Here is a 17,395-nt window from a genome sequence, read left to right on the forward strand (position 1 = left end):
CAATCTAATCTAACGTCTTTTTTATAACTCCTTCTCAGGCTTTCCCGTATGCCTTTCTTTACCTCTGCCGACAAAGCGCTATGGCGTCTCGCATTACCGATGATCTTTTCCAACATCACCGTTCCTTTACTGGGGCTGGTGGATACTGCGGTCATTGGGCATCTGGACAGCCCTGTGTATCTGGGCGGTGTTGCCGTGGGCGCAACGGCAACCAGTTTTCTCTTCATGTTGTTGCTCTTTTTACGTATGAGCACCACCGGGCTGACGGCTCAGGCGTTTGGTGCCAAAAATCCCCAGGCACTGGCGCGCGCGCTGGTACAGCCATTGATTCTGGCGTTAGGGGCGGGAGCCTTAATCGCGTTGTTTCGTACGCCGGTCATCGACCTTGCATTGCATATTGTCGGTGGAAATGAAGCGGTACTGATACAGGCGCGACGTTTTCTGGAGATCCGCTGGCTGAGCGCCCCGGCATCACTGGCGAATTTGGTTCTGCTTGGCTGGCTGTTGGGCGTTCAGTATGCACGCGCGCCGGTGATCCTGCTGGTTGTCGGCAACCTTCTCAATATTGCCCTCGATCTGTGGCTGGTCATGGGCTTGCATATGAACGTGCAGGGGGCCGCGCTGGCGACGGTGATTGCAGAGTATGCCACGTTGTTGCTTGGGCTGATGATGGTACGCAAAGTGCTTACATTGCGCGGCGTGTCATCCGTAATGCTGAAACACGCCTGGCGGGGGAATTTCCGCCGTTTGCTGGCGCTTAACCGGGATATCATGCTGCGTTCGTTGCTGTTGCAATTGTGCTTTGGCGCGATCACGGTTTTCGGCGCGCGGTTGGGCAGCGACATCATTGCGGTGAATGCGGTTCTGATGACCCTGTTGACCTTTACCGCCTATGCCCTTGATGGGTTCGCTTATGCTGTCGAAGCGCATTCCGGACAGGCGTATGGCGCACGTGACGGCAGTCAGCTACTGGATGTCTGGCGCGCGGCATGCCGGCAGTCAGGGATAGTGGCGCTGCTCTTTGCCCTCGTTTATGCCCTTGCGGGCGAGCACATCATCGCGTTGCTGACGTCGTTGCCGCAAATTCAACTTTTGGCCGATCGCTATCTTGTCTGGCAGGTGGTGTTGCCGTTAATCGGTGTCTGGTGTTATTTGCTGGATGGCATGTTTATTGGGGCGACGCGTGCGGCGGAAATGCGCAACAGTATGGCCGTTGCGGCGCTGGGATTTGCACTCACACTGTGTACGTTGCCGTGGCTTGGCAATCATGGCTTGTGGCTGGCGTTAAGCGTTTTTCTGGCGCTCCGTGGACTCTCGTTGGCCTGGATCTGGCGGCGCCACTGGCGACACGGAACCTGGTTTGCACAAGCGTAATGGTTAAAAATTCTGAATATCAAAATGAACATGGGATCACTGACTACAATTAATCTCACGTCCAGCAGAAAATGTAGTGTATTTGGGCGAAGCAATATCGCTAATCACCACTAATCATGAGGACTCGATGATGAATAAAGACGAAGTCAGCGGTAACTGGAAACAGTTCAAAGGGAAAGTGAAAGAGCAATGGGGCAAATTGACCGATGATGATATGACGGTCATTGAAGGTAAGCGCGACCAGTTAGTCGGTAAGGTCCAGGAACGTTACGGTTACGCCAGAGACAAGGCCGAAAAGGAAGTGAGCGACTGGGAGTCGCGTAATAAATATCGCTGGTAATCAGCCGTTATTCCCCGAAAGTACAAGGATGTACTGTCCATTGGGCGGTTTTGCCGCCCAACCCACTTAACGCGGTTTTTTCTTCACCAGGATCGAATGATCGTGCTGGCACTCATTAGGGTGGCGACACGCTTCAACTTCGACACACGCCGGGCATAATCCGTGCGCTTCAATCACGTTATGACGCAGGGCAAAACCCATTTTTGCCGCCAGCGTATGCATAATATCTTCCACACCCTCGGCGCTTTCTTCTTTCACCACGCCACACCGGTCACATATGAACATGGCTGAACTGTGGGTCGGCTGATCGAACAGATGGCAGAGCACATAGCTATTGGTGGATTCGACCTTGTGAACAAAGCCTTGCTCGAGCAAAAAATCGAGCGCACGGTACACCGTAGGCGGTTTGGCCTGCGGCTCTGTTTCACGTAGCAGATCCAACAGGTCATAGGCGCTGATGGCTCCTTGTTGCAGGCTCATCAAACGCAACACTTCGAGGCGCTGAGGAGTGAGTCGCACATTGCGCTGCGCACAGAGTTTCTCAGCTTGCGCCAATAGGTCTTGTGTTGTGGTCTTTTCCATTTGGCACCCCGGAGTACGTGAAACGTTAATCCCTTACTTTATCATGTTCTTCTTAAAACACCGAGATCCCCCGCGGTGTGCTATACCTGACCCATTGCACACTGGAAAACCAACATGAAAAGACCTGATTGCATTCGTCACTGGCGCGACGCAGAAGGCGCTGATGACGCTACTTATCCTGATAGCGATGAGCTATTTTCCATCGGTGCGCCGCTGGCGCGAACGCTCGGATTACGTCGGCTTGGTATTCACCATGAACGCCTCCCTCCGGGTCGCCGTACCTCATATCCGCATGCGGAAAGCGACGAAGAAGAGTTCATTTATGTGCTGGAAGGCTATCCCGAAGTCTGGATAAACGGTTATCTGTGGAAATTAGAACCTGGAGACAGCGTTGGCTTTCCGGCGGGAACAGGGGTGTGTCACACTTTTATCAACAACACCAGCGCAGAGGTGCGTCTGCTTGTCGTTGGGGAGGCGAATAAAAAACACAATCGCATCTACTACCCGATTAATCCGGTGTATGCCGCCACACGAGAAGATCGCTGGGTTGACCATCCGCCGCAGTTTTTTGGCCCGCACGACGGAAAACCAGGGCGTAAATAATGCGGTTTTATACTGTTGACCCTCGGGCTGGGACGGTCTGTGCCGTTGGCCCGGCTCGCACTCAATGCAGCCATCTGCATGCGGTCTTGCCTCACGGGTTTTGCTTTATGCTATAGTAGCGCCCCTTTTTCAGAATGCTTAATTAATCGCCATGCCAGAATCTTCGTCCACTGTTTTTCCTGCCCATCGTTTTTCTATTGCGCCGATGCTCGACTGGACGGACAGACACTGCCGCTATTTCCTGCGCTTGCTTTCCCGCCAGACGCTGCTCTATACCGAAATGGTCACGACTGGTGCGATCATTCATGGCAAGGGCGATTACCTGGCGTACAGCGAAGAAGAGCATCCGATCGCGCTGCAACTGGGCGGTAGCGACCCTGCCGCGCTGGCGCAGTGTGCGAAGCTGGCACAAGAGCGCGGTTATGATGAAATCAATCTCAACGTGGGTTGCCCTTCTGACCGTGTACAAAACGGCATGTTCGGCGCCTGCCTGATGGGCAATGCGCAACTGGTGGCGGATTGCGTGAAGGCGATGCGTGATGTGGTGTCGATTCCGGTAACGGTCAAAACCCGTATCGGCATTGACGATCAGGACAGTTACGAATTTCTCTGCGATTTCATCAATACGGTTGCCGGTAAAGGTGAATGCGAGATGTTTATTATCCATGCGCGCAAAGCCTGGCTTTCCGGTCTTAGCCCGAAAGAAAACCGGGAGATCCCGCCGCTGGATTACCCGCGTGTATACCAATTGAAGCGTGATTTTCCGCATCTGACGATGGCGATCAACGGCGGCATTAAATCGCTGATTGAGGCGAAAGCCCATTTGCAGCATATGGACGGTGTGATGGTTGGGCGCGAAGCCTATCAAAACCCCGGCATTCTGGCCTCTGTCGACCGTGAGATTTTTGGCGCGACGACGGCCGATGCTGATCCGGTGGCGGTGGTGCGTGCGATGTACCCGTACATTGAACGTGAACTCAGTAACGGTACTTATCTGGGCCATATTACCCGCCATATGCTGGGTCTGTTCCAGGGCATTCCGGGAGCTCGTCAGTGGCGTCGCTACCTGAGCGAAAATGCCCATAAAGCCGGTGCTGATATCAACGTGCTGGAACACGCATTGAAGCTGGTGGCGGATAAGCGTTAATTTTTCGCTAAAACCTGGTCAAATTCACCACGCCCTGCACAGTGTTGCGGGGCGTTTTATTTTAAAATCAATACGTTACTTTTTGGCATGTTTCTTGTAATGGTCTGTGCAGATTTCATTAGGGGAGAGCATCATGCTGGAACTACTTTTTGTCATTGGGTTTTTCATCATGTTGATGGCGACGGGGGTTTCCCTGTTGGGCGTTCTGGCTGCGTTAGTCGTGGCGACGGTGGTGATGTTTTTGGGGGGACTGTTTGCGTTGATGTTTAAACTGCTGCCCTGGCTGTTACTGGCCATCGCGGTGGTGTGGGCCATTAAGGCGATAAAAGCACCGAAAATCCCACAATATCAGCGCAATAACCGTTGGCGTTACTAAAGATGTGAGGGATGTGTCACAACCTGAAACTTTGCTCTTAGAACCCATTAGGAATTGATTATCGGATCTGTCAATATTGCGCGTCTAACGAATTCATCGAGCTGTACCCTACATACAGCCGAACTAAAAAAAGAAAGGGCTTCCCATGTGGAAGCCCAATTTCTTTCTACGCGATTACGGAATTAACAGGCTCGAACCCTGCGTCGTTCTGCTCTCCAGCGCCTGATGCGCGCGCTGTGCATCTTTCAGCGCATACTTCTGATTCTCCGCCACATCGACCTTGATAACGCCGCTGGCAATCAGCGAGAACAGTTCATTACTGGCCTCGGTGAGTTCGTCACGATTGGTGATATACCCTTGCAGCGAAGGGCGGGTCGTATACAGCGAGCCTTTTTGGTTCAGGATACCTAAGTTGACGCCAGTGACCGGCCCAGACGCATTGCCAAAACTGACCATCAGGCCACGACGTTGCAGGCAATCCAGGGAGGCTTCCCAGGTATCTTTGCCAACGGAGTCGTAAACCACCTGCACTTTTTTACCGCCGGTGATCTCTTTGACCCGGTCAACGATATTTTCTTCACGATAGTTGATCACCTGCCAGGCTCCCGCCTGCAAAGCGCGTTGTGCTTTTTGCGCGCTGCCAACCGTACCGATCAATTTAGCGCCCAGCGCTTTCGCCCACTGACAGGCAATCAGCCCTACGCCGCCTGCGGCAGCATGGAATAAAAAGGGTTCATCGGGTTTGATTTCATACGTTTTGCGCAGCAGATAAAAGACGGTTAAGCCTTTCAGGAAAGAGGCCGCCGCCTGCTCGAAAGAGATAGCGTTAGGTAAAAGGGCGGCTTTATCGGCAGGGACATTATGCACAGAACTGTATGCTCCGAGCGCTGACTGGGCGTAAACGACGCGATCGCCGGCTTTGAGATGTTTGACGTTGCTGCCGACTTTACTGACAATCCCCGCCGCTTCTGTGCCTAATCCACTGGGTAAAGAGGGAGGTGGGTACAGACCACTGCGAATATAGGTATCAATGTAGTTAATGCCAATGGCTTTATTCTCAACCTGGATTTCGTTCTCCGCCGGGTCTGCGGGCATAAAGTCCACCACTTTTAGTACGTCAGGGCCACCATGCTTGTGAAATTCAATTCGTGTTGCCATGCTTCCTCCAGAACGTATCGTTAGGGTCTACTTATATGGTAATCTTTCGACCCACTCTTTATCTCGGTAACTCCATTCACTATGGCAGGAAATAAACCCTTCAACAAACAACAGACTGATGCTCGTGACCGCGATCCGCAGGTTGCCGGGCTGAAAGTGCCGCCGCACTCGATTGAAGCGGAGCAGTCGGTGTTGGGCGGTTTAATGCTGGATAACGAACGCTGGGATGATGTGGCTGAACGCGTCGTGGCGGAAGACTTTTACACCCGTCCGCATCGTCACATTTTTACCGAAATGCACCGCTTGCAGGAGATGGGCAAGCCTATCGACCTGATCACCCTGGCAGAATCGCTGGAAGTACAAGGGCAACTGGACAGCGTCGGCGGGTTTGCGTATCTGGCGGAGCTTTCCAAAAATACGCCAAGTGCGGCGAACATCAGCGCATACGCCGATATCGTCCGCGAACGTGCCGTCGTTCGCGATATGATTTCTGTCGCCCATGAAATTGCCGATGCTGGTTTCGATCCGCAAGGGCGCTCCAGTGAAGATCTGCTCGATCTGGCGGAATCACGCGTCTTTAAAATCGCTGAAAGCCGCGCCAATAAAGACGAAGGCCCGAAAAACATTGCCGATGTGCTGGATGCCACCGTTGCGCGTATCGAACAATTGTTCCAGCAGCCGCACGATGGTGTCACCGGTGTGAATACCGGGTATGACGATCTCAATAAAAAGACGGCGGGTTTGCAGCCGTCGGATCTGATCATCGTTGCCGCGCGTCCGTCGATGGGTAAAACGACATTTGCGATGAACCTCGTCGAAAATGCGGCGATGTTGCAGGATAAGCCGGTGCTTATCTTTTCTCTTGAGATGCCCTCAGAACAGATTATGATGCGTTCTCTGGCGTCGCTTTCGCGCGTAGATCAGACCAAAATTCGTACCGGGCAACTGGACGATGAAGACTGGGCGCGGATCTCCGGCACCATGGGTATTTTGCTGGAGAAGCGCAATATTTATATTGATGATTCCTCCGGCCTGACGCCGACGGAAGTGCGCTCCCGCGCGCGCCGTATCGCCCGCGAACATGGCGGCATCGGGCTTATCATGATCGACTACCTTCAGCTGATGCGCGTGCCGTCGCTTTCCGACAACCGTACACTGGAGATCGCCGAAATCTCCCGATCGCTCAAAGCGTTAGCGAAAGAGCTTCATGTTCCGGTCGTGGCGCTGTCACAGCTTAACCGTTCACTGGAACAACGCGCCGATAAACGCCCGGTTAACTCCGATTTGCGTGAATCTGGCTCCATTGAGCAGGATGCGGATTTGATCATGTTTATCTACCGCGACGAGGTTTATCACGAGAACAGCGACTTAAAAGGCATCGCAGAAATTATTATTGGTAAACAACGTAACGGCCCCATTGGTACGGTACGTCTGACATTTAACGGTCAGTGGTCGCGTTTTGATAATTATGCGGGGCCGCAGTACGACGACGAATAAATCTCCGTCATCCTTCACGCCGCAGATGCATTGACTGCGCCCGAGAGTCCCCGGTCACTGAGTTATTTAAGCTCCCGGGAATGCTCGGGCTTGTCGGCTTCCTGCCACGCGAAAGATTGAGGTGATTCTTTTATAAGGATTTGAAATGCAAGCGGCAACTGTTGTGATTAACCGCCGCGCTCTGCGACACAACCTGCAACGACTGCGTGAACTGGCTCCTGCCAGCAAACTGGTTGCGGTCGTGAAAGCGAACGCTTACGGACACGGTCTGTTAGAGACTGCGCGGACGCTCCCCGACGCCGACGCCTTTGGCGTCGCACGTCTCGAAGAGGCCCTGCGACTGCGTGCAGGCGGGATCACGCAACCTATCCTGTTACTCGAGGGCTTTTTTGACGCCGCCGATCTGCCGACCATTGCCGCGCAGCATCTGCATACCGCCGTGCATAATCAGGAACAGCTCGTTGCATTAGAGTCAGCCACGCTGGATGAACCGGTGACTGTGTGGATGAAACTCGATACCGGTATGCACCGTCTGGGTGTCCTTCCCGAACAGGCCGACGCCTTTTATCAGCGCCTGACGCAGTGTAAAAACGTGCGCCAGCCGGTAAACATCGTCAGCCATTTTGCCCGCGCAGACGAACCGGAATGCGGTGCGACCGAGCAGCAGCTCGATATTTTTAACACCTTCTGTGAAGGTAAGCCGGGTCAGCGTTCCATTGCGGCCTCTGGCGGTATTCTGTTGTGGCCGCAGTCTCACTTTGACTGGGCGCGTCCAGGGATCATCCTCTACGGCGTTTCGCCGCTGGAGAACCAGTCCACGGGTGCCGATTTTGGTTGCCAGCCGGTGATGTCGCTGACTTCCAGCCTGATCGCCGTACGCGAGCACAAAGCGGGCGAGCCGGTCGGTTACGGCGGAACCTGGCGAAGTGAACGCGACACGCGTTTGGGCGTGGTGGCGATGGGGTACGGTGATGGCTACCCGCGTGCCGCGCCTTCCGGAACGCCGGTACTGGTAAACGGTCGTGAAGTCCCGATTGTCGGCCGTGTGGCGATGGATATGATCTGCGTTGACCTGGGGCCGCAGGCACAGGATAAAGCGGGAGATCCGGTCATTTTATGGGGTGACGGACTGCCAGTTGAACGCATCGCTGAAATGACAAAAGTAAGTGCTTACGAACTTATCACGCGCCTGACTTCAAGGGTGGCGATGAAGTATATCGACTAAGCGCACGGTGAGCCGGAGGGCGCTGACGCTTATCCGGCCTACCCATTTGTACTGACCACCGGTCGGATAAGGCGCGAAAGCGCCGCCATCCGGCACTTCTTCGCTAAACATCCTCTCGATCTTCTCTCGCTTCCGGTTTATTGTGTCTTTACCCCCTGCCTGTAAACCTGGAGAACCTTCGCGTGTTTCAAAAAGTTGACGCCTACGCAGGCGACCCGATTCTTTCGCTCATGGAGCGTTTCAAAGAAGATACACGTCGTGACAAAGTGAATCTCAGTATCGGTCTGTACTACAACGAAGATGGGATTATCCCGCAACTGAAAGCGGTAGCCGAAGCGGAAGCCCGTCTTAATGCCCAGCCGCATGGCGCTTCGTTGTATCTGCCGATGGAAGGTCTGAACTCCTACCGTCACACCATTGCACCGCTGTTGTTTGGCGCGGATCATCCTGTGCTTTCGCAGCAGCGTGTTGCGACCATTCAGACGCTGGGAGGGTCAGGCGCGCTGAAAGTGGGCGCTGATTTCCTGAAACGTTATTTTCCGGACTCCGCCGTGTGGGTCAGCGATCCGACGTGGGAAAACCACATTGCGATCTTTGAAGGTGCTGGGTTCGAAGTAAGTACTTACCCCTGGTATGATGAGGCAACCAACGGGGTGCGTTTCAACGACCTGCTGGCGACGCTTGATGCCTTACCGGCGCGCAGCATTGTATTGCTGCATCCGTGCTGCCATAACCCAACCGGCGCAGATTTAACCCACGCGCAGTGGGACGCGGTCATTGAGATACTGAAAGCCCGCGATCTGATCCCCTTCCTCGACATCGCCTACCAGGGCTTTGGCGCAGGCATGGACGATGATGCGTACGCCATTCGCGCGATCGCCAGCGCCGGGCTGCCAGCGCTGGTCAGCAACTCTTTCTCGAAGATTTTCTCTCTGTATGGCGAGCGTGTTGGCGGTCTTTCCGTGGTGTGTGAAGACGCTGACGCGGCAACCCGCGTGCTGGGTCAGCTTAAAGCCACGGTACGGCGCAATTACTCCAGCCCGCCGAATTTTGGCGCGCAGGTGGTTGCTGCCGTGCTGGGGGATGATGCGCTGAAAGCCAGCTGGCTGGCGGAAGTGGAAGCGATGCGAACCCGCATTCTTGCGATGCGTCAGGCGCTGGTGAAGGTCCTGAGTACCGAGATCCCGGGGCGTAACTTTGACTATCTACTGCAACAGCGCGGGATGTTCAGCTATACCGGCCTGAGTGCGGCACAGGTTGATCGTCTGCGTGATGAGTTTGGCGTCTACCTCATCGCCAGCGGCCGTATGTGCGTTGCCGGTCTTAATTCCAATAACGTTCAGCGTGTTGCGAAGGCGTTTGCCGCCGTCATGTAATCTCCTGCCTGTGAGGCTGGCGTCTGGCCAGCCTCTTTTTCTCCCGGTGTCTCTAACTCCAGCCATCCCGTGCATTACTGTTCCTGTTTCCACTCACCTTTTTGCTCTGTTTTGTTTCTAATGTATTGATTAATAACATTTCTCTTTGTTGGTACGAATACTGCAATACAGCAGCAGTCTACGACCATCAGGAGAACAACATGGAGAACATGACTTCGCCCGGAACGCTGCTCAATGGAGACAATGCGACCTGGCTTGAAGAGTATTACCAGACCTGGTTGCACTCGCCCGAACAGCTCCCCGAGGACTGGCGGCGTTTTTTTATTTCTCAGGAATTGTCTTCCACTGAAAGCTGTTCAGCGGTAATGGCGTCTGGTCCGGCATTAAAAAAACAGGCTGCGGTAACACAGTTGATTCATGCCTGGCGACATTTCGGACACCTCAGAGCGAAGCTGGATCCGCTGTCATTGGTGGAACTCCCCGACGTGCCGCAACTGACGCCTGCGTTTTGGGGCTTAACGGAGGACGATTTACGCCAGGAATTTAACGTCACCCTTGGCGAACACAGCACCCAGATGCCGCTTAAGCAGATTATCTCCATGCAGGAGCAGGCATGGGCGGGAAGTCGCGCATATGAACTGGCGCATCTGGATAACCGTGACGAAATCAGCTGGCTGTTGGCGCGTATTGAGCGCAGTCATGCGCCACAGGCGGATGCGCAAACCTGTCTGGATCGATTCGAAAACCTGGTGGCCGCAGAAACGCTGGAGCGCTATCTGCATACCCGTTACGTCGGACAAAAACGATTCTCGCTGGAAGGTGGAGAAAGCGCGATCCCGGCGTTAAATACGCTGGCGAAACGCGTACGTGAGCAGGGCGTCGATGAGCTTGTTATCGGTATGGCGCATCGCGGGCGTCTGAATGTACTGGTCAATTTACTGGGTAAAGATCCGGCGCAACTTTTTGCGGAATTCGAAGGAAAACAGACGATTGGCGCCGGTTCTGGCGATGTGAAATACCATATGGGGTATTCCACCAATATGCAGACGTCAGCAGGGTTGCTGCATATTGCGCTGGCCTATAACCCGTCGCACCTGGAAATTGTCAACCCGGTGGTGCTTGGGCAAGTACGGGCACGGCAGAATCGGCGTGGTGAAAATGGCAAGTCTTGCGTCATGGGCGTGTTGATTCATGGCGATTCCGCGCTCGGCGGGTTGGGCGTCAATCAGACCACTTTTAACCTGTCGCAAACCACAGGCTACGGCACCGGTGGCACCGTTCATCTGGTTATCAACAATCAGGTCGGGTTTACCACCGCCCGTTTACAGGACATGCGTTCCTCACGCTACTGCACGGATATCGCCAAAATGGTGGCGGCGCCGGTGATCCACGTTAATAGCGATGATGTCGATGCTGTTTGCCAGGCGATTGAGCTGGCCTGCGACTGGCGAAATACCTTCCACCGCGACATCGTCCTCGATCTGGTCTGTTTCCGTAAGCACGGGCATAACGAAAGTGATGAACCTCGTCTGACGCAACCGCAGATGTATCAAGCGGTAGACAACCATCCGGGAACGCGAACCCGCTACGGCGAGATGCTAATTCGCCGCGGTGTTCTGACACCTGAGCAGCAGGATGAAAAAGTCAGCGCGTATCGTGACTGGCTGGATGCCTGCCAGAAGCGCGATCCGCTGCCGGTGCCGGATGCCACGCATCCGTTCAGCGCAAACTGGGATGGCTTCAGCAACCCGCAGTGGAGTGCGCAGCCGGAAACTGCCCTCTCAGCGGAAGAACTGGCCCGTTACGGCGAACGCCTCACCACACTTCCGCAAGACGTTGTCGCCCATCCCACCATCAAGCGCCAGCTTGCCTTGCGCAAAGAGATGGCGGCAGGTGCCCAGCCGGTGGACTGGGGGATGGCGGAAACGCTGGCTTACGCCTCGCTGGTCGATCAAGGCATCGGCGTGCGTTTGTCCGGCGAAGACTCTGGACGCGGTACGTTCAGTCATCGCCATGCCGTTGTCCATCACCAGACGCAAGCGGAACGCTACCTGCCGTTACAACATATTCGCGAGGGGCAGGCGTCTTTCGAGGTCTTTGACTCCGTATTGAACGAAGAAGCGCTGCTGGCCTGGGAATACGGTTACTCCACCTCTGCGCCGCAACAACTGGTGATTTGGGAAGCGCAGTTTGGCGATTTCGCCAATGGCGCGCAGGTCGCCATCGACCAGTTTATCTGTTCAGGCGAAACCAAATGGGGACGCTACAGCGGGTTAACCATTCTGTTGCCGCACGGCTACGACGGTCAGGGCCCGGAGCACTCTTCGGGGCGTCCTGAGCGCTGGCTACAACTCTGCGCAGAACAAAACATGCATGTGGTGATGCCAGGGGATTCAGCGCAAATGTTCCACCTGCTGCGCGGGCAAGCGTTACGCCCAATGCGCAAACCGCTGGTGGTATTTATGAGTAAGCGCTTACTTCGATTTAAAGGCGCGATGAGCGAGCTTTCCGCGTTGAGTTCAGGGCGTTTCCAGCCGGTCATTACCGATACCTTCCCACGCTCCCCGGCGCAGGTTAAGCAGGTCATTTTGTGCAGTGGTCAGGTCTATTACGACGCCCTGGAAGCCCGTAAACAGTGCGGTCTTGATGAGTGTGTGGCCATTGTACGCGTAGAGCAGCTCTATCCGTTCCCGACCGACGAACTCAATGCCGTGCTGGCGCAATGGCCGCAGTGTTCACGCTGGGTCTGGCTACAGGAAGAACCGGAGAACCAGGGCGCGTGGCGGCAAATTCACCATGAACTGACGGCGTTGACGCTGGATAAACCGTTCTGGCAGTACGCGGGGCGCCCGGCCGCCGCTGCACCGGCAACAGGCTATGGCCGCGTTCATAAGCAACAAATTGACGATTTTCTTGCGGATGCGTTCGCGCACATCCAGCCATAAAAAAATAACAAGGAACATATCTGATGATTGACATTACTGTCCCTCAATTACCGGAGTCTGTAACGGAAGGCACGTTGACGACGTGGTGTAAAAAAGAAGGCGATTTCGTGCGCCGTGATGAAGTGGTAGCGGAGCTGGAAACGGACAAAGTGATCCTCGAAATCCCTGCGCCGCAGGATGGCATTTTAACGCGCATTTTGGTCGAAGAAGGCAATGAAGTGGCGTCTTCTCAACTGCTGGCGCATCTGGAGCCGCAGGCCGCCGCTGCCGAAGCGGTCATCGCAGAGGTTGAACCGACTGCCATGCCAGCTGCGCGTCTTGAAGCCCAGCGCAGCAATGTGGATCTGGCACAGGTTGCAGGGAGCGGACGTCAGGGACGCATCCTGAAAGAAGATGTGCTGCAGCATGCGCAGCCTGCCGCTCCTGCACCCGCTCCAGCAGCACCGACGATGGCACCGGCTACCCCGCGCCCTGTCGCCCCCGTCGGTTCTCGCGAGGAACGTCGCGAACCCATGTCACGTCTGCGCGCCCGTATCGCCGAACGTCTGCTGGCCTCGCAACGGGATAACGCCATTCTGACCACCTTCAACGAAGTGAATATGCAGAATGTGATGGACCTGCGCGCCCGCTGGAAAGACCGCTTTGCCGAAAAACACGGTGTGAAGCTGGGCTTTATGTCGTTCTTCGTGAAAGCCGTCACCCGCGCGCTTGAGCGTTTTCCCATCGTGAATGCCAGCGTTGAGGGCAATGACATTATCTGGCGCGACTACTGCGACATCGGTATTGCGGTCAGCAGTAACCGTGGGCTGGTGGTGCCTGTGCTGCGCAATGCGCAAACCCTTTCTGTTGTTGAAATCGAACGGCAAATCGCTGATTACGCCGCGCTGGCGCGCGCCGGAAAACTGCCGCTGGAAGCGTTGCAGGGCGGTTCGTTCTCTATCACCAACGGCGGCACGTTTGGTTCCATGATGTCCACGCCCATTATCAACCCGCCGCAGTCGGCCATTCTCGGTATGCACGCCATTACCCCGCGTCCGGTTGCCGAAAACGGCCAGGTCGTGATTCGCCCGATGATGTATCTCGCTCTCAGCTATGACCATCGCATTATCGATGGACAAGAAGCGGTGCAAACGCTGGTGGCGATCCGCGAACTGCTGGAAGCGCCAGAACAACTGTTGCTGGATCTGTAAGGAGAAGAGTGATGAGTTCAATTTTTGACGTCGCGGTCATCGGTGGCGGCCCCGGCGGATATGTGGCGGCGTTACGGGCGGCGCAGCGCGGGCTAAATGTGGTGTGTATTGATGATGGGGTCAACGCGCAAGGCGAACCGTCTCCGGGCGGCACCTGCCTGAACGTCGGCTGCATACCGTCAAAATCGTTACTGCAATCGTCCGAACTGTTTGCCCAGATCCAGCATGAAGCGGCGATTCACGGCGTGAAGGTCAAGGAGGTGTCGTTTGACGTTCCTTCGATGATCCAACGTAAAGACGCCATTGTGCGCCGTCTGACGCAGGGGATTCGCCTGCTGTTTGAAAAGAATAAGGTGACGCATATTTCCGGCCAGGCAACGCTGCGGGAACCGCAGGACGGACTCTGGCAGTTGCAGGTCAATGAACAGACGGTGAGCGCCAAAAATGTGGTGATCGCGACCGGTTCGCAGCCGCGCCAGCTTGCAGACGTGGCGACGGACAACACGCACATTCTGGATAATCGCGGCGCGTTGTCATTAACCGAATGCCCGGCGCGTCTGGGGGTGATCGGCGCGGGGGTGATCGGTCTGGAGCTGGGCTCTGTCTGGAATCGCGTGGGCGCAAAGGTCACGCTGCTGGAAATGGCGGAAACCTTCCTGCCCGCGCTGGAACCGAGAATGGCGAACGATGTGCGTAAAGCGATGGTTGCCAGCGGTCTGGAGATGCAGTTCGGCGTCAGTATTGATGCGGTCGAACGCCAGGGTGACGAGGTCGTGATCCGTTGGCGACAGGGCGAAAACGTGCAGGAGACGCGCGTCGACAAGCTGATTGTCGCCATTGGCCGCGAGCCACGTCTGTCCGGAATTGATCTGGCGGCGCTGGGACTGGCGTCGAATGGTCGCGGCGGTATTGAGGTTGATGCGCTGTGCCGCACGGGCAAACCCGGTTTGTGGGCGATTGGCGATGTTGTGCGTGGGCCGATGCTGGCGCATAAAGCGATGGAAGAGGGCCTGAATGTCGCCGATCAAATAGCAGGACTGCCCGTTGAGCCGGTCAACTTCTCGCTGGTCCCTTCAGTGATTTATACCCAGCCGGAAGTGGCGTGGGTGGGTGAAAGCGAATCGACGCTGAAAGCCTCCGGCATCGACTTCACCAAAGGTCATTCACTGTTTGCGGGCAACGGTCGTGCGCTGGCGCTGGGGCAGGATAGCGGGCGCTGTACGCTCTATGCCGATAAACGCACCGATCGCGTACTGGGCGGGGCGATTGTCGGCCCGCAGGCGTCTGAACTGATTAACGAAATTGGGTTGGCGATGACGTTTAGCGCCTCGGGCGAAGATATCGCCTGCGCGGTACATGCGCATCCCACCTTGAGTGAAGTTATACATGAAGCGGCAATGGCGCTGAATAAACAGGCGCTCCACGGATAACGTTCAATACCACCGAGAGACATTATGAATTTACATGAGTATCAGGCCAAATCCTTACTGGCCGGCATGGGAATGCCATGCCCGAAAGAAGTTGCTATTCAACATATTACGGAGTTACCCGACGCGTGGAACCGCATTGCCAGCGAAAACAAAGGCGCGGTGCTGAAAGCGCAGGTCCACGCCGGAGGGCGAGGTAAAGCGGGCGGCGTGAAGGTGTTGACGCAATTCCAGCAGGCTGAAGCCTTTGCTGAGCACATGCTCGGTTCGCAACTGGTCACCTATCAGACCGGGCCAGAAGGCCAGTATGTCAGCAGCATTTTGGTGTGTGAAAACATCTATCCGGTACGCCAGGAACTTTACTTTGGCATGGTGGTGGATCGCGAAAGTCAGTGTGTGACGTTTATTGTCAGCCCGGAAGGTGGGGTCGAGATTGAAAAAGTCGCTCATGAGACGCCTGAGAAAATCGGCAGCGTCAGCGTGGATCCGCTGACGGGCATTCAACCCTGCCATATTCGGGAGATGTTCACGGTTTTGAACCTTGAAAATACCCTGTTCCCGGCGTTCAGTCGTTTAGCAAATCAGGCATGGAAGGCCTTTAACGAACTGGATTTCGCCCTGCTGGAAATTAACCCGCTGGTGCTGCGTGAAGACGGTGGATTTATGTGCGCTGACGCGAAAGTGTCGTTGGATGACAACGCACTGTATCGCCACCCGGAATTACAGGCGATGCGCGATGAAACGCAAGAAGATCCTCGCGAAAGCCAGGCGGCAAAACTCGATCTTAACTACGTCTCGCTGGACGGCAATATCGGTTGCATGGTCAATGGCGCTGGGCTGGCGATGGCGACCATGGACATCATTAAACTCTATGGCGAGCAACCGGCTAACTTCCTTGATGTGGGCGGCGGCGCGACGCAGGAACGCGTCAGCGAAGCGTTCAGGTTGATTGTCTCTGACGACAAAGTGCAGGCCATTCTGGTCAACATTTTCGGTGGGATTGTGCGTTGCGACATGATCGCCCGCGCCATCATTCACTCCCTGCGGGAAACGGAAATTACCTTACCGGTCGTGGTACGTCTGTCTGGCAATAATGCGGCTGAAGGGCAACGTTTGCTGGCGGAAAGCGGCCTCGCGGTGGAAGCCGTTGGCTCTCTGGATGATGCCGCTAAGCGCATTATCGCATTACTGAATTAACTGGAGGTTAGCGTGAGCGTTTTGATTGATAAGCATACCCGGGTTCTGGTGCAGGGCATTACCGGTAAAAATGGGACGTTTCATACCGAACAGGCGATCGCCTATGGCACAAACATCGTCGGTGGCATCACGCCAGGGAAAGGTGGGCAATTGCACCTGGATCGCCCCGTGTTCAATTCGATGAAAGAGGCGATGAAACAGACAGAAGCGGATGCCAGCGTGATTTATGTGCCTGCGCCGTTTGTTCTGGATTCGGTTGTTGAGGCCGTTGAGGCTGGTGTGAAATTGATTGTGGTGATTACCGAAGGCGTTCCAACGCTGGATATGGTGAAAGTACGCCGTCTGCTGGATTGTCACCCGGATGTCCGTTTAATCGGCCCGAACTGCCCGGGCATTATTACGCCAGGGGCGTGTAAAATCGGTATTATGCCGGGCGATATTCATCGTCCAGGGCGCATCGGCATTATTTCCCGCTCAGGGACATTAACCTATGAGGCCGTTGCACAGACCACGGCGCTGGGATTAGGCCAGTCGACCTGTATTGGTATTGGCGGCGATCCGGTTCCCGGAACCAACTTTATTGATGCGCTGCGTTTATTTGCTGATGATCCGCAAACCGATGCGGTCATTATGATTGGCGAAATTGGCGGAAATGCAGAAGAACGCGCCGCAGAGTTTATTCGTCATGAAATGAACAAGCCGGTCATTGGTTATATTGCAGGTGTCACTGCGCCGAAAGGAAAACGAATGGGACACGCCGGTGCCATTATTTCTGGCGGTAGCGGCAGTGCCGAGGATAAATTCCGTGCCTTTGATCAAGCCGGAATGGCATGGACACGAAACCCAGCATTAATCGGCGAGACGTTGTGGAATGCCATTAAGTAATTAACGGCAGTGTAACAGGGGGCGATAAGCCCCCTTTTTTATGTGTGCGGTTTTATATTCACCTTTTTTCACC

At 55.1% G+C, this 17,395-nt stretch carries 15 protein-coding genes; 13 read left to right on the forward strand and 2 right to left on the reverse strand.

Annotated features, from left to right (window positions below):
- Positions 1 to 48 precede the first annotated feature (48 nt).
- Both dinF and CJP72_RS13015 read left to right on the forward strand, forming a co-directional pair.
- Positions 49 to 1,374: an MATE family efflux transporter DinF gene (dinF, locus tag CJP72_RS13010; RefSeq protein WP_162381750.1), complete on the forward strand. Its 1,326-nt coding sequence runs from the start codon at positions 49 to 51 to the stop codon at positions 1,372 to 1,374.
- Between the two features lie 130 nt (positions 1,375 to 1,504).
- Complete coding sequence (locus tag CJP72_RS13015; RefSeq protein ID WP_162381884.1) at positions 1,505 to 1,714, forward strand: CsbD family protein; 210 nt, start codon at positions 1,505 to 1,507, stop codon at positions 1,712 to 1,714.
- A gap of 66 nt (positions 1,715 to 1,780) precedes the next feature.
- Here the strand turns inward: CJP72_RS13015 and zur are convergent, their stop codons facing one another.
- Complete coding sequence (gene zur / locus CJP72_RS13020) at positions 1,781 to 2,296, reverse strand: zinc uptake transcriptional repressor Zur (protein ID WP_162381752.1); 516 nt, start codon at positions 2,294 to 2,296, stop codon at positions 1,781 to 1,783.
- Between the two features lie 114 nt (positions 2,297 to 2,410).
- On the opposite strand from zur, the gene CJP72_RS13025 reads away from it, so the two are divergent.
- The 3 genes from CJP72_RS13025 to pspG all read left to right on the forward strand — a co-directional run bounded on the left by CJP72_RS13025 (position 2,411) and on the right by pspG (position 4,422).
- Positions 2,411 to 2,899: a cupin domain-containing protein gene (locus tag CJP72_RS13025; protein WP_162381754.1), complete on the forward strand. Its 489-nt coding sequence runs from the start codon at positions 2,411 to 2,413 to the stop codon at positions 2,897 to 2,899.
- Positions 2,900 to 3,050: 151 nt separating this feature from the next.
- Positions 3,051 to 4,046 carry a tRNA dihydrouridine(20/20a) synthase DusA gene (dusA, locus tag CJP72_RS13030; RefSeq protein ID WP_162381756.1) on the forward strand — a complete coding sequence of 332 codons (996 nt, stop codon included), beginning with the start codon at positions 3,051 to 3,053 and terminating at the stop codon, positions 4,044 to 4,046.
- Between the two features lie 133 nt (positions 4,047 to 4,179).
- Entirely contained in the window at positions 4,180 to 4,422 is a 243-nt protein-coding gene (pspG, locus tag CJP72_RS13035; protein ID WP_162381757.1) for an envelope stress response protein PspG, read from the forward strand.
- A 174-nt stretch (positions 4,423 to 4,596) separates the two neighbouring features.
- Here the strand turns inward: pspG and CJP72_RS13040 are convergent, their stop codons facing one another.
- A complete protein-coding gene (locus tag CJP72_RS13040) occupies positions 4,597 to 5,580 on the reverse strand; it encodes a quinone oxidoreductase (protein WP_162381759.1) in 984 nt (327 codons plus the stop codon).
- An 81-nt stretch (positions 5,581 to 5,661) separates the two neighbouring features.
- Here CJP72_RS13040 and dnaB point away from each other — a divergent pair, with 81 nt between their 5' ends.
- From dnaB to sucD, 8 genes are all read left to right on the forward strand, one after another.
- Positions 5,662 to 7,077, forward strand: coding sequence for a replicative DNA helicase (gene dnaB, locus CJP72_RS13045; protein ID WP_045438554.1), 1,416 nt, complete (start codon positions 5,662 to 5,664; stop codon positions 7,075 to 7,077).
- 145 nt (positions 7,078 to 7,222) lie between these two features.
- On the forward strand, positions 7,223 to 8,302 hold the full coding sequence (gene alr, locus CJP72_RS13050) for an alanine racemase (protein ID WP_162381761.1): 1,080 nt from the start codon (positions 7,223 to 7,225) through the stop codon (positions 8,300 to 8,302).
- A 182-nt stretch (positions 8,303 to 8,484) separates the two neighbouring features.
- Positions 8,485 to 9,678: an aromatic amino acid transaminase gene (tyrB, locus tag CJP72_RS13055; protein ID WP_162381763.1), complete on the forward strand. Its 1,194-nt coding sequence runs from the start codon at positions 8,485 to 8,487 to the stop codon at positions 9,676 to 9,678.
- A gap of 200 nt (positions 9,679 to 9,878) precedes the next feature.
- A complete protein-coding gene (locus CJP72_RS13060) occupies positions 9,879 to 12,623 on the forward strand; it encodes a 2-oxoglutarate dehydrogenase E1 component (protein WP_162381765.1) in 2,745 nt (914 codons plus the stop codon).
- Between the two features lie 23 nt (positions 12,624 to 12,646).
- The gene (gene odhB, locus CJP72_RS13065) at positions 12,647 to 13,813 is read left to right on the forward strand and encodes a 2-oxoglutarate dehydrogenase complex dihydrolipoyllysine-residue succinyltransferase (RefSeq protein ID WP_193568713.1); all 1,167 of its coding nucleotides are present in this window, start codon (positions 12,647 to 12,649) and stop codon (positions 13,811 to 13,813) included.
- A gap of 11 nt (positions 13,814 to 13,824) precedes the next feature.
- A complete protein-coding gene (gene lpdA / locus CJP72_RS13070) occupies positions 13,825 to 15,243 on the forward strand; it encodes a dihydrolipoyl dehydrogenase (RefSeq protein ID WP_162381767.1) in 1,419 nt (472 codons plus the stop codon).
- Positions 15,244 to 15,267: 24 nt separating this feature from the next.
- A complete protein-coding gene (gene sucC / locus CJP72_RS13075; RefSeq protein WP_162381768.1) occupies positions 15,268 to 16,437 on the forward strand; it encodes an ADP-forming succinate--CoA ligase subunit beta in 1,170 nt (389 codons plus the stop codon).
- A gap of 12 nt (positions 16,438 to 16,449) precedes the next feature.
- Positions 16,450 to 17,322 (forward strand): succinate--CoA ligase subunit alpha, encoded by an 873-nt coding sequence (gene sucD, locus CJP72_RS13080; RefSeq protein ID WP_162381770.1) that lies wholly within the window; start codon positions 16,450 to 16,452, stop codon positions 17,320 to 17,322.
- Positions 17,323 to 17,395 lie beyond the last annotated feature (73 nt).

Source organism: Citrobacter sp. NCU1 (genome assembly GCF_010231475.1).
GTDB lineage: Bacteria > Pseudomonadota > Gammaproteobacteria > Enterobacterales > Enterobacteriaceae > Citrobacter_D.

Bases quoted from the DNA above. Each gene is read 5' to 3' on its own strand.
- dusA (WP_162381756.1), top strand. From the start codon at position 3,051: ATGCCAGAATCTTCGTCCACTGTTTTTCCTGCCCATCGTTTTTCTATT.
- lpdA (WP_162381767.1), top strand. From the start codon at position 13,825: ATGAGTTCAATTTTTGACGTCGCGGTCATCGGTGGCGGCCCCGGCGGA.
- dinF (WP_162381750.1), top strand. From the start codon at position 49: ATGCCTTTCTTTACCTCTGCCGACAAAGCGCTATGGCGTCTCGCATTA.
- CJP72_RS13025 (WP_162381754.1), top strand. From the start codon at position 2,411: ATGAAAAGACCTGATTGCATTCGTCACTGGCGCGACGCAGAAGGCGCT.
- zur (WP_162381752.1), bottom strand. From the start codon at position 2,296: ATGGAAAAGACCACAACACAAGACCTATTGGCGCAAGCTGAGAAACTC.
- dnaB (WP_045438554.1), top strand. From the start codon at position 5,662: ATGGCAGGAAATAAACCCTTCAACAAACAACAGACTGATGCTCGTGAC.
- pspG (WP_162381757.1), top strand. From the start codon at position 4,180: ATGCTGGAACTACTTTTTGTCATTGGGTTTTTCATCATGTTGATGGCG.
- CJP72_RS13060 (WP_162381765.1), top strand. From the start codon at position 9,879: ATGGAGAACATGACTTCGCCCGGAACGCTGCTCAATGGAGACAATGCG.
- CJP72_RS13040 (WP_162381759.1), bottom strand. From the start codon at position 5,580: ATGGCAACACGAATTGAATTTCACAAGCATGGTGGCCCTGACGTACTA.
- alr (WP_162381761.1), top strand. From the start codon at position 7,223: ATGCAAGCGGCAACTGTTGTGATTAACCGCCGCGCTCTGCGACACAAC.
- sucC (WP_162381768.1), top strand. From the start codon at position 15,268: ATGAATTTACATGAGTATCAGGCCAAATCCTTACTGGCCGGCATGGGA.
- CJP72_RS13015 (WP_162381884.1), top strand. From the start codon at position 1,505: ATGAATAAAGACGAAGTCAGCGGTAACTGGAAACAGTTCAAAGGGAAA.
- odhB (WP_193568713.1), top strand. From the start codon at position 12,647: ATGATTGACATTACTGTCCCTCAATTACCGGAGTCTGTAACGGAAGGC.